The organism is Streptomyces gelaticus (genome assembly GCF_014649535.1).
GTDB lineage: Bacteria > Actinomycetota > Actinomycetes > Streptomycetales > Streptomycetaceae > Streptomyces > Streptomyces gelaticus.
The window spans coordinates 185,563-197,507 of the sequence record NZ_BMTF01000011.1 but is presented as its reverse complement, the minus strand read 5'-3'; the positions used below and the strand labels follow the sequence as shown (position 1 = coordinate 197,507).

Sequence of the window (11,945 nt, the reverse complement as noted above, 5' to 3'; positions counted from 1 at the left end):
GTGAGCTGATGCGCCGACAGGAGCTGCTGCGCAGCGCCGGGAACTACACGTCGGCGTTCGAGTACGAGACGGCGCGGGCCGCGGGGACCGACCTGGAGCCGCTGCCGACGCTCTTCGTGGTGGTCGACGAGTTCAGCGAGCTCCTCTCCGCACACCGCGACTTCATGGACCTGTTCGTGATGGTGGGGCGGCTGGGTCGCAGCCTGGGCGTTCATCTGCTGCTCGCCTCGCAGCGGCTGGACGAGGGCCGGATGACCCAGCTGGAGTCGCATCTGTCGTACCGGATCGCACTGCGTACGTTCTCCTCGATGGAGAGCCGTGGGGTCTTGGGAGTGCCGGATGCCTACCAGCTGCCCTCCGTGCCCGGCAGCGCCATCCTGAAGAAGGACACCGGGACCCTGGTCCGGTTCAAGGCCGCGTACGTCTCCGGCCCCTACCGGGGCGTCCGCAGGGTCGGCGCTTCGGCCGTCGCAGGTCAGGTCGTCGCGTACCGCACCGAGTGGACCGCGCCCCGGCTTCCCGCGCCCGACCCGGCCCCGCAGCCGGTGGCGGAGGAGGAGAGCGAGGAGTCCCTGCTCGCGCTTGCCGTGTCCCGGATGCGGGAGGGCGGCAGGCCCGCGCACCGGGTCTGGCTGCCGCCGCTGGACAGCCCGCTGTCGCTGGACATCCTGCTGATGGGCGTGGAGCCGCACGCCGAGCGGGGTCTCACCACCATCGATCCCGAACTGCACGGCACGCTGACGGTGCCGGTGGGCATCATCGACCGGCCCTTCGACCAGACCCGCGAACCCCTGGTCGCCGAGCTCTCCGGCGCGGGCGGGCACGTCGGTATCGCGGGCGGTCCGCAGAGCGGCAAGTCCACCCTCGTGCGCGACCTGATCATGTCGCTCGCGCTCACGCACACGCCGCGCGAAGTCCAGTTCTACTGCCTGGACTTCGGCGGAGGTTCACTCGGTTCGCTCCGCGACCTGCCGCATGTGGGCGGTGTGACGGGCCGGCTGGACGTGGAGCGGGTGCAGCGCACACTGGCCGAGGTGCACGGGCTGGTGGCCCGGCGCGAGAAGCAGTTCGCCGAGCTGGGCATCGACTCCATGGCGACGCTGCGCGCCCGCCGGGCCGCCGGTGAGTTGCCGGACGAGCCGTACGGCGATGTGTTCCTCGTCGTCGACGGCTGGGGCACGATCCGCCAGGACTTCATGGACATCATGGACACCTTCACGGCCCTGGCGGCGCGGGGGCTCAACTACGGTGTGCACCTCGTCGTGGCGGCCGGCCGCTGGTCGGAGATCCCCACCGCGCTGCGGGACCAGCTCGGCACCCGCTTCGAGCTCCGGCTCGGCGACAGCATGGACTCCATGATCAATATGCGGGCGGCCGCGACCATTCCCAAGTCGCCCGGCCGCGGCATGACCGACTCCAAGCACCACTTCCTCACCGCTCTGCCCCGGCTGGACGGCGCCGACAGCGCCTCGGACCTCGGGGCGGGCGTCGCCGACGCGGTGGCACAGGTGGCCGGGCACTGGCAGGGCCCGCCCGCACCCGCGGTCCGCACCCTGCCGTCGGTCCTGGAACCCACCGAGCTGCCCGACGCCCAGGTCGGCGCGGACGGCGATCTGCGCCTGCCGCTGGGTCTGGAGGGCAACCAACTCGACGTCATGTGGCACGACTTCGCACAGACGGCGCACCTGGTGGTGGTGGGAGACGCGGAGACCGGCAAGACCAACCTGCTGCGCTCGGTCTGCCGGGCGGTCACCGACCGCTACACCCCCGCCGAGGCGCGGGTCCTGCTGATCGACTACCGGCGCGGGCTGCTGGAAAGCGTCCCCGAGTCGCACCGGCTTGGCTACGCCGTCTCCGTCGACGTACTCAAGCAGGCGGTTGACGGCGTCGCACGGGCCATGAAGGAGCGCCTGCCCGGCGCGGACATCTCGCCCGCCCAGCTGAAGCGGCGGGACTGGTGGAGCGGACCGCGGGTCTTCCTGGTCGTGGACGACTACGACATGGTGTCCGGCGGCAACATGAGCAACCACTTCGGGCCGCTGCTCGACTACCTCGCCCAGGGCGCGGAGCTCGGTCTGCACCTGATCGTGGCACGCAGCGCCAACGGCGTGGCGCGGGCGATGAACGATCCTCTGCTGCGCCGACTGCTGGAAGTCAACACGCCTGCCGCGCTGCTCTCCTGCCCGCCCTCGGAGGGATATCTGTTCAACGACACCAAGCCGAGGCAGCTGCCGCCGGGCCGGGCACAGCTGATCACGCGCAGGGGAGTGGTGCAGGTGCAGACCCCGCTGCTGCCCGACCCGGCTCCCGAAAGTCCCTAGGCGTTTCCCACGGAGGCCGGTGACGGGGCCCAGGACCGAGTGCTCTCGAAAGGGGTGAGGGCCTTCCGGCCCGGTGTGCCGAGGAGCGGATCGTCACAGGTCGAGCCGGGGGAGCGGCCATCGGAAGGCGAGGCGCCGTGGCCGACGGTCATGGCTCAGCCCGTTTCCGTGACCGGCCCCCCGGCCCGGCCCGCCCGCCATCCCCGGCGGCGCCCTCTGGGCAGTACGAACGCGAGGAAGGCGACGAGCACCGCGACCCCGGCCGCCCCGCCGGCCACGGCCAGCGCCCGGTTGCGCGCCTCCGGCGGGTCGAGCGGCGGGACGGCCGGTGCCGAGGCCCGCCGCGTTCCGGACGGGGGCTGTGGGCGTTCCTCGGGAAGTACGGCGGAGAGCGCCCGCACCGGATCCACGATCCCCAGCCCGATGCCGGGGTCCGGCGTCTCACCCACGGCCCCGTACGCGGTGGACTCCAGCCGGTGCGCGACCTGCTCGGCGGTCAGCCGGGGGTGGTAGGAGAGGACCAGGGCTGCCGTACCCGCCACGAAGGCGCCGGCCACCGCGTCACCGCTGCCGGTGAACTGGCCGCGGCCACCCGGGCCCGGCCCCACCACCGAGACGCCGGGAGCGCTCAGTCTCGGCTGTGAACGCCGCCCCTTCTCCGTGCCCGGCGCTTCCGGCTTGCCGCCCGGCCCCACCGAGGAGACGGCGAGTACCCCGGGAAGCGCCGCCGGGTAGGCGGGTCCCTTCTCCGCCTGCGATCCCCCCGCCCCGCTCTCCCACTCCCGCGCCGAGGCGGGCGCCACCACCAGCGCACCGGCCTTCTGTGCGGCGAGGACGGCGTCCTTCAGTTCCTTCGGGGCGGAAGGGACGCTCAGCGCCACGAGGACGATCCGAGCCCCGGTTCGGGTGGCCGCCCTGATCCCCTTGGTCAGCGCCTGAGGTGTGGTCGCGCCATGTCTGTCGGTGGCCCGCACCGCGATCACCTCGGCCTCCGGGGCGACCCCGGCCGCCTCGAGGCCCTGCTGCTGCCCGCCCGCGACGATGCCGGCGAGGAACGTGCCGTATCCGACGCAGTCGTCCCGCACCGTGCCGCCCGCCACCACATCCGGGCCTCCGGTGACCCGGCCGTCCAGCGCCGGCACCCGGCGCAGATCCGCTCCGGTACCGATGACGGCGACCTTCACCCCCGCTCCCCGGCTGAGCCCCCAGGCCCTGTCGATGCCCAGGAAGCTCTGCGCCCAGGGGACTTGGGCCGATTTCTTGGCGGACCCCGCAGTGCACGGGCGGCCGTCGGCGACAGTGGTGGGCATTCCCGGCAACGAGGGGCTGTCCGCGGCTCCCGACGCACCGGCGGGAGCCGCGGTGCCGGGTATCAGGAGCAGGGCGGCCAGTGCTGCCGGTCCGAGCGCGCGGGACACCGAGGACCTCGAAGATCGCATGCGCCGATGGTAACGACGCTCCCCCCACCACCGGTGCCTGCCCCGGATCGCCCCGAACCGGTGCTCCGGCGGCGCCGGAACGCCGATCACCATGGCGGGCGACCTGCGGCAACAGGCATGATGGCTACAGCAGTTTCCCACGCCCTACATGCCGCGCGCCTCCGCCCCGTACCTACGGCGCAGGGGTCCGGGAGGTCAGAACGTGTCACGCCAGATGCTCACCGTCGCCGCAGACGGGACGGGCGACCACCGCACCGTCGGGGAGGCCGTCGCAAGGGCCCGTGCCGGAGCGGTCGTCAGGATCGCTCCAGGACGGTACGAGGAGAGCGTGACGATCTCGGCCGCGATCACCCTGACCGCTGCCGAGGGCGAGGGGACCGTGGAGCTGGCGCCGCGGCGCGGTACGGCGCTGACGCTCACCAGGGACGCGGTGATGGTCAGGGACCTCGTGCTGCGCGGGCACGACGATGAACTGCCCGTGGTCGACGCGCCTCGCGGGCAGCTCGCGATGGACCGGTGCGACATCCACGGTTCGGCCTGGTCGGCGCTCTTCGCGCGGGACGGCGGGTCGCTGGCGCTGCGGCAGTGCCGGATCAGCAACCCGGTGGGTGCCGGTGTGGTGTCCACGTCCTCGGCCGAGAGCTTCCTCGAGAACTGTGTCGTCGAACACCTCGGGACATCGGCCCTGGTGGCCGGTGAGCGGGGCAGGATCACCGCGCGCTTCAGCCGGCTCAGGGACACCAAGGGCAACGGTGTTCTCACCAACGGGCAGGCACACGTCCTCCTGGAGGAATGCGCGATATCGGCGACCGGCAAGCCGGGTGTCGCCGTCGAGGAGGAGAGTTCGGTCAGGATAGTGCGCGGCACGGTCCGCAAGGCCGTCGTCGGCGTGTTCGTGAACAGCGCCGGACTGGTCGTCCTGGAGGACGTCGCGGTCAGCGATGCCACCGGGCACGGATTCGTTCTGGGCGGCGGCAGTTCACCGACGCTGACCCGGTGCAGCACCGAACGGACCTGCGGGCACGGCCTGTTGGTGACCGAGCGCAGCCGCGGCACGTTCGAGGAGTGCGTGTTCGCCACCGCCGACGAACCCGCCGTACGGGTCACCGGCTTCTCCTCACCGGTGCTGACGGATACCGTCGTCCGTGACTCCAAGGGCATCGGCGTGCTGCTCGACGAGGATTCGGCCGCCGAGTTCAACCGCCTTGAGGTGCGCGACAGCGCCGGATCCGGAATCGTGATCCGCAGCGGCGCCAACCCGCTGCTGCTGCGGGCCACGGTCACCGGGGCAGGCGCACACGGGGTGGAGGTCGTCAAGGACGGCAGGGGGCGGCTGGAGGAGAGCGTCGTCGAGCGGTCGGGCGACTCGGCGGTCCACGTCTCGGGCCACGGCAACCTGTTCGTGGGCAAGGGCCGGCTGCGCAACTCCGCCGGGGCCGGAATCCACATCGGGGCGCTGGGCACGCTCACGCTGCGGGACACCGCGGTGGAGGAGTCCGGTGGCGCGGGCATCCACATCGCGGCCGAGGGCGAACTGGCGGCCGTGCGTGCCGTGCTGACGGATGCCGCCGAGTACGGCGTACTGGTGTCCGCGGGCGCCCGCGCCTCCCTCAACGGCTGCGAGGTGACCGGTTCGGGCGCCGACGGCATCCGGGTGGAGGGCACCGACGCCGTGTCGGTTACCGGCTGCACTGTCCGTGCCAACCGGGGCAGCGGATTGCGCCAGACGGTGCCCGGTGACCGGCTCGCCGTCGAGGGGCTGGTCAGTGCGGACAACGGTGCCCCGGACGCCTGGGGCACCGCGCAGGACGCGGAAGCGGCGGGCGACGGGCGGCTGCCGGGCGGAGCGGCCCCGGCGGCCGACACCCCCTCCGGTACGGGCCCGGTCGCCGAGCTGGAGTCGCTGATCGGCCTGGACGAGGTCAAACAGCAGGTGCTGACGCTGATCAACCTCAACCGGATGGCGCAGCGCAGGGCGAGCATCGGCATGCCCGCTCCGCCGATGAGCCGCCACCTGGTCTTCGCGGGCCCGCCCGGCACCGGCAAGACCACCGTCGCCCGGCTGTACGGCTCCATCCTCGCCTCGCTCGGCGTGCTGCGCTCCGGGCACCTGGTGGAGGTGTCGCGTGCCGACCTGGTGGCGCAGATCATCGGCGGAACGGCCATCAAGACCACCGAGACCTTCAACAAGGCGCTGGGCGGAGTGCTCTTCGTCGACGAGGCGTACACCCTGCTCTCCGACGGCGGCGGCAGTGGCGCGGACTTCGGCCGCGAGGCGATCGACACCCTGGTGAAGCTGATGGAGGACCACCGCGAGGAGGTGGTGGTGGTGGCGGCTGGTTACCCGAAGGAGATGACGGACTTCCTGGCGTCCAATCCGGGTCTCGCCTCACGTTTCACCCGCAGCGTCGAGTTCAGCGACTACACCTCGGACGAGCTGGTCACGATCGTGGAGCGGATGTGCACCGGCCACCACTACGAGCTGGATCCGGCGGCGCGGGCGGCACTGCTCACCCGCTTCGAGCGGATCCCCCGCGACGCGGGCTTCGGCAACGGCCGTACCGCCCGCAAGGTCTTCGAGGAGATGGTGGACCGGCAGGCGTCCCGGCTGGCCGCCCTGCCGGAGGCCGGCGAGCGGGAGCTGGCCGTGCTGACCGCGGAGGACGTGGGCGTCCCGGAGGGCGGTGCACAGGGGGACGGGCAGGGCGGCGAGGATCCGCTGCTGCGGCTGGACGCCCTGGTGGGCCTCGCGGCCGTCAAGCGCGAGGTGGGCAACCTGGTCAATCTGCTCGCCACCGCGCGCCGGAGGAAGGAGGCCGGGCTGCCCGCGCCGCGGATCAGCAACCATCTGGTCTTCGCGGGCCCGCCCGGCACCGGCAAGACGACGGTGGCGCGGCTCTACGGCGAGCTGCTGGCCTCCCTGGGCGTACTTCCCCGCGGCCAGCTCGTCGAGGTCTCACGCGCGGACCTGGTGGGCCGCTATGTCGGGCACACCGCGCAGCTGACCCGAGAGGTGTTCGAACGGGCTCTGGGAGGCGTCCTGTTCATCGACGAGGCGTACACCCTGACGCCTCGCTCGGGAGCCGGTTCCTCGGACTTCGGCCAGGAGGCGGTGGAGACGCTGCTGAAGCTGATGGAGGACCACCGGGACGAGGTGGTGGTCATCGTGGCCGGGTACACCGCGGAGATGAACCGGTTCCTGGGCTCCAATCCGGGCCTGGACTCACGCTTCGCGCGGCGTATCGAGTTCCCCGACTACTCCTCGGACGAACTGGTCACCATCGTCCGCATGCACGCGGCCGAGAACGGCTACGAGTGCGCACCCGGCACGGCCAGCGCCCTGCGGAACCACTTCGACGGCATCCCCAGGGAGGAGACGTTCGGCAACGCCCGGCTGGCCCGGCAGACCCTGGAGCAGATGATGACCCATCAGGCGGGACGGCTGAGCACCGTCGCGGTGCCGAGCCTGGACGACCTGCGGCTGCTCCTCCCCGAGGACCTCTCCCCGCGCTGAGGTCGAACGAGGCCAGCCGACGCCGGTCGGCGCAGCGCGCGCCCGCAGGGGCGGTTTCGGCCGGTGCGGGTGGGCAGGAGGGCGGCGCGGGCGGCACCGCCCGCCGCGGGCGAGTACGCAGCGCCGCGTGCCGACCAGCGTGCGGGCGAGGCCGGTCAGGGGCTGCGCCGACGCCACCACCAGCGCAGGAGGACCAGTGCGCATGCCCGCGGCGCGCTGTCGCCGGGCACGCTGCCCGTCACCTCCGTCCGAGCCGCTCGGTCGGTGTGGTGCGCGGCTGCTTAGGATGACGTCCGTGAACACGGTGAGCGCGCAGGAGCCCGGGTCCGGAGCGGGCCCGCTGGGCAAGGTGCAGCCCAGGCAGCTGATCGTGACCGTCTACGGGCTGTACGCGCGTGACACCGACGGCTGGATGTCGGTGGCCTCACTGATCCAGCTCCTCGCCGACCTCGACGTCGAGGCGCCGACCGTACGTTCCTGCGTCTCCCGGTTGAAGCGGGCCGGACTGCTGGAAGCCCGGTCGGTGTCCGGAGCTGCCGGATACCGGATCTCGTCCGAGACCGAGCGGATATTGCGCGACGGCGATCCGCGCATCTTCGCGGCCCGGCGGGCCACCGTGGACGAGGGCTGGGTACTGGTCGTCTTCTCGGTGCCCGAGTCCGAACGCGCCAGGCGGCACACCCTGCGCACCCAGCTCACCCGGCTCGGCTTCGGTTCCGTGACCGCCGGAGTGTGGATCGCTCCGGGCCATGTGCACGACGAGGCGGAGTCCATGCTGGCCAGGCACGGGCTGCGTGCGTACGCCGACCTCTTCCGGGCCGACTACCTGTCGGCCGGCGGCGGCGATGCCGACGAACTGGCCGCGAAGGTCCGTTCCTGGTGGGACACCGACCGGCTGCAGCGGCTGTATGTCGATTTCCTCGCCGCGCACCGTCCGATGGCCGAGCGGATCGCGACCGGCGCCCCGGTGACGGACCGTCAGGCGTTCACGACGTACATCGGGGTCCTCACCGACTGGCGCCGCCTCGTCTACCTCGATCCCGGCGTCGCGCGTGAACTGCTGCCCGGGGAATGGAGCGGAACCCACGCCCGGGAGCTCTTCGACGAGATGCACGCCCGGCTGGCCGGACCCGCCCATCGGCATGTGGAACGGGTCCGGGGACGCCGACACCCCGCCGGAGGGCTCAGCGAGCGTCCGAGCGGACGATCGTGAACGCCGCGCCTTCCGGGTCCGACACGGTCGCCACCCGGCCGCCCGTCCCCTCCCGGGGCGGCCGCAGAATGTATCCACCGAGCTCCACCACGCGACGGGCCGCCTCGTCGGTGTCGGCGACCTCGAAGTACGTCATCCAGTGCGGGCCCCGGTCGCGCGGCAGCGCGTGGCCGACGCCGTGCAGCGAGGCGACCGGCCGGCCCTCCAGACGCATGGTCTGGTAGTCGAAGTCGGCCGAGACGACCGCCTCCGCTTCGTAGCCGAAAACGGTCTGGTAGAACTTGCAGACCGTCGAGGTCTCACGCGTCACCAGTTCGTTCCAGACCGGGGTGCCCGGAGCCCCGGCGAGCGCCGTGCCGACGTGCTCGGCGGCCTGCCAGACTCCGAAGACCGCGCCGCTGGGGTCGGAGGCGATGGCGAGCCGGCCCGCTTCGCCCGCGTCGAGCGGCCCCACGGCGACCGTGCCGCCGCAGGACCGGATGGTCTCCGCCGTGAGATCCACGTCGTCGCTGGCCAGATACGTCGTCCAGGCGACCGGCAGGTGCCGGTCGGGCGGCAGCTGGCCGAGGCCCGCCACCACCTTCCCGTCGACCAGCGCCCGGACGTACGGACCCAGCTGGTCCGGACCCGGCACGAATTCCCAGCCGAACAGGCCGGCGTAGAAGTGCTGGGTCGAGCGCAGTCCGTGCACGATCAGACTCACCCAGCAAGGTGTTCCGGGCGTACGCGGAGCGGCAGCCTCGGTCATCGTCACTCTCTCCTCGGACCATCGGGGTGGCCGTACGGGGGGAACGGGGCCGGCGTGCCGTCGCGCGGTACGGGATGTGTACGCCCCGTGCAGATGTTTGCACCACCCGGCGCACGAAGCGCTCCGGCCGCGCCGCACCTTCCGGGATCTCGACGAATGCAGGCCGATTCGATGCGGTGCGCCCGTTTGAGCGGTGTTACGGGTGGGGTGACTCCTGCGCGAGGATGGCACCCATGAAGCCCATCATCACCGCATCCGAATACGCGAGCGAGTCGGCGGGGCCACGTCCGCCGGTGCTCCTCGACGTACGTTGGCAACTGGGTGGCCCGCACGGGCGACCCGACTACGAGGCCGGGCACATTCCCGGTGCGGTCTTTGTCGATCTGGACGCGGAACTCGCCGGTCCGGCAGGCCGCGGCGGCCGTCATCCACTGCCCGATCCGGAGGAATTCGGGGCGGTGATGCGCCGGGCCGGTGTCTCCCGGGACACCCCGGTGGTCGTGTACGACGGCGGCCAGGGCTGGGCGGCGGCACGCGCCTGGTGGCTGCTGCGCTGGACGGGGCACCCGGACGTCCGGGTCCTGGACGGCGGCCTCGCCACCTGGCCGGGGGAGCTCCAGCAAGAGATCCCGGCCCCGGCCGAGGGCGATTTCCGGCCCGAGCCCGGTGCGCTGCCGCTGCTGGACGCGGACGGGGCGGCGGCGCTGGCCCGCTCGGGACTGCTGCTCGACGCGCGGGCCGCCGAGCGCTACCGGGGCGATGTGGAGCCGATCGACCGGGTGGGCGGCCACATCCCGGGCGCCGTCTCGGCTCCGACCTCCGAGAACACGGGGGACGACGGCCGGTTCCTGTCCGCTCGGGCGCTGGCGGTGCGCTTCAAGGAGCTCGGCGCCGACCGGGCGGGGGAGACCGGCGTCTACTGCGGCTCCGGGGTCTCCGGCGCCCATGAAGTGCTGGCCCTGGCCGTCGCGGGCATCCCCGCGGCGCTGTACGCGGGCTCCTGGTCCGAGTGGTCCGCCGACGAGTCCCGCCCGGTCGCCAAGGGGCCCGAGCCGCAGTAACGGGACACGCGCCGGCCGCACGGACCGGGGCCGCCGTACCCGGCCCCGTAAACGCCGGGCACGGCGGACGCGCACGACACGAGGGCCCGCACGCAGTGACGTACGGGCCCTCGTCATCCTGTGGTCGCTCCGCTCAGTCCTGCTTCTTGCGGCGCGTACCGAAGACGATCTCGTCCCAGGTCGGTACGGCGGCCCGGCGGCCGGGCCGGACGCCGTCCGCCTCGGCCTGGCGGTCCGTCGTACCGGTCAGCCGGTCGCGATGGCCGGCCACCGCGCGTGGCATCAGCACGTCCGCATAGGCGGAACCGGCGCCCGCGGAGGCTGCCGCGGCCGGCGACTCGTCGGCCTCCGGTTCCTGGGCGGCGGGCTCGATCGCGGCGGGCTCGGGCGGCGCCGGGCGCTCCGGCACCACCATGTCGCCGCGGAAGCTCGGCACCGCCTCCAGCAAGCTGGTCAGCGAATCGCGCTCCCCGGCCGAGACCGATGCGATGTGCTCCTCGGGCTCGGGCGGGGGCGGCGGGGCCGTGGGCCGCTCCATCTGACGGTCCAGGGCGCGGTCCAGTGGCCGGTCGCGCGGCAGGCGGGCGATCCGGGGCACGAACGGGAAGCTCGGCTCGGGCGCGGCGACGTCGTCGGTCTCGCCGATCAGCGAGCGCGCCTCGTCGTCCACGGCCTGGACCAGCCGGCGGGGCGGGTCGTACGTCCAGCTCGCCGAGTGCGGCTCGCCCGCGACCCGGTAGACCAGCAGGACCTCCCAGGTGCCGTCGTCCCGGCGCCAGGAGTCCCACTGGACCGTCTCCTTGTCGGCGCCGCGCAGCAGCAGCCGCTCCTGCACCGCCTCGCCGAGCTGGGGGCCGGTGTTCTCGCCGGGACGGCGCACGGGGGTCTTCCGGGCCCGCTCCGCCATGAAGGCGCGCTCCGCGAGCACAGGGCCCTCGAAGCGGCGGACACGGTCGACGGGGATCCCGGCGAACTGGGCGACCTCCTCCGCGGAGGCACCGGCTCGTATCCGCGCCTGGATGTCGCGGGGGCGGAGGTGGCTCTCCACCTCGATCTCGATCTGGCCGAGCCGTGCGCGGTCGTTGCGCACGGCGGCTCGAAGCCGCTCGTCGATGGGAAGCGTGTACTCCGTGCTGTCCGCAGCCTTGAGCACCAGTCGTGTGCCGTCGTTGGAGACGGCCACGACACGCAGTTCGGGCATGGGGACCTCCCGGGTGGTGCCTGCCGACGTCACGTGCGTCGCTGCTTCCGCTAGTCGAGTGTGGCCTGCCCGGGTGCAGCCTGCCACAACATTGCCGTGTTGCCCGGCGTGTCGGGCGTGAGCCCTTGATCGCCGGTATGACACGGTGACCTATTCTGCAACATAAAGTGACCTCCGGTCGCTTCATGTAGCCAGCCCCCGTGCGATGCCGTGGCGCCGCCGGATCGAGTGCCTCCTTCGGCCCCCTCCCGAAGATCCCGGACACCCGTATGGGAGTCCTGCCCCAGGGCTCGCCACAGTACTCCATTCGGGCCACCTGGGTGGACCGCCGCGCCGTCGAAGTTCTCCTGAGGTGCGGGAGTTGGGTCACTCGAACGAGGGTGGTGCGCCCTTCCCGCGTGTCCTCCTTCACAGAATCCCCCGAAGCGGAACTAATCACTTCGCTCAA

General features: G+C 72.5%; 7 protein-coding genes. 4 read left to right on the top strand and 3 right to left on the bottom strand.

Going from position 1 to position 11,945, the window contains the following annotated elements:
• Positions 1–2,321: type VII secretion protein EccCb (eccCb, locus tag IE107_RS34990; RefSeq protein ID WP_229867058.1), on the top strand; the 2,321-nt coding region annotated here is incomplete at its 5' end.
• A gap of 155 nt (positions 2,322–2,476) precedes the next feature.
• Here the strand turns inward: eccCb and IE107_RS18300 are convergent.
• Complete coding sequence (locus tag IE107_RS18300) at positions 2,477–3,760, bottom strand: S8 family serine peptidase (RefSeq protein ID WP_189544863.1); 1,284 nt, start codon at positions 3,758–3,760, stop codon at positions 2,477–2,479.
• A gap of 214 nt (positions 3,761–3,974) precedes the next feature.
• On the opposite strand from IE107_RS18300, the gene IE107_RS18295 reads away from it, so the two are divergent.
• On the top strand, positions 3,975–7,274 hold the full coding sequence (locus IE107_RS18295) for a right-handed parallel beta-helix repeat-containing protein (protein WP_189544886.1): 3,300 nt from the start codon (positions 3,975–3,977) through the stop codon (positions 7,272–7,274).
• Between the two features lie 286 nt (positions 7,275–7,560).
• Complete coding sequence (locus IE107_RS18290) at positions 7,561–8,487, top strand: PaaX family transcriptional regulator (RefSeq protein WP_189544862.1); 927 nt, start codon at positions 7,561–7,563, stop codon at positions 8,485–8,487.
• Here IE107_RS18290 and IE107_RS18285 read toward each other — a convergent pair.
• Positions 8,459–9,235, bottom strand: a complete 777-nt coding sequence (locus IE107_RS18285; RefSeq protein ID WP_189544861.1) for a VOC family protein — start codon at positions 9,233–9,235, stop codon at positions 8,459–8,461. The genes IE107_RS18290 and IE107_RS18285 overlap by 29 nt on opposite strands.
• Before the next feature lie 233 nt (positions 9,236–9,468).
• On the opposite strand from IE107_RS18285, the gene IE107_RS18280 reads away from it, so the two are divergent.
• Entirely contained in the window at positions 9,469–10,296 is an 828-nt protein-coding gene (locus tag IE107_RS18280; RefSeq protein WP_189544860.1) for a sulfurtransferase, read from the top strand.
• Positions 10,297–10,429: 133 nt separating this feature from the next.
• On the opposite strand, the gene sepH is transcribed toward IE107_RS18280, so the two are convergent.
• Complete coding sequence (sepH, locus tag IE107_RS18275; protein ID WP_189544859.1) at positions 10,430–11,497, bottom strand: septation protein SepH; 1,068 nt, start codon at positions 11,495–11,497, stop codon at positions 10,430–10,432.
• Positions 11,498–11,945 lie beyond the last annotated feature (448 nt).

Excerpts from the sequence above, each read along its gene's own strand:
- IE107_RS18290 (WP_189544862.1), top strand. The coding sequence starts at position 7,561 with ATGACGTCCGTGAACACGGTGAGCGCGCAGGAGCCCGGGTCCGGAGCG.
- IE107_RS18295 (WP_189544886.1), top strand. The coding sequence starts at position 3,975 with ATGCTCACCGTCGCCGCAGACGGGACGGGCGACCACCGCACCGTCGGG.
- IE107_RS18285 (WP_189544861.1), bottom strand. The coding sequence starts at position 9,235 with ATGACCGAGGCTGCCGCTCCGCGTACGCCCGGAACACCTTGCTGGGTG.
- IE107_RS18280 (WP_189544860.1), top strand. The coding sequence starts at position 9,469 with ATGAAGCCCATCATCACCGCATCCGAATACGCGAGCGAGTCGGCGGGG.
- IE107_RS18300 (WP_189544863.1), bottom strand. The coding sequence starts at position 3,760 with ATGCGATCTTCGAGGTCCTCGGTGTCCCGCGCGCTCGGACCGGCAGCA.
- sepH (WP_189544859.1), bottom strand. The coding sequence starts at position 11,497 with ATGCCCGAACTGCGTGTCGTGGCCGTCTCCAACGACGGCACACGACTG.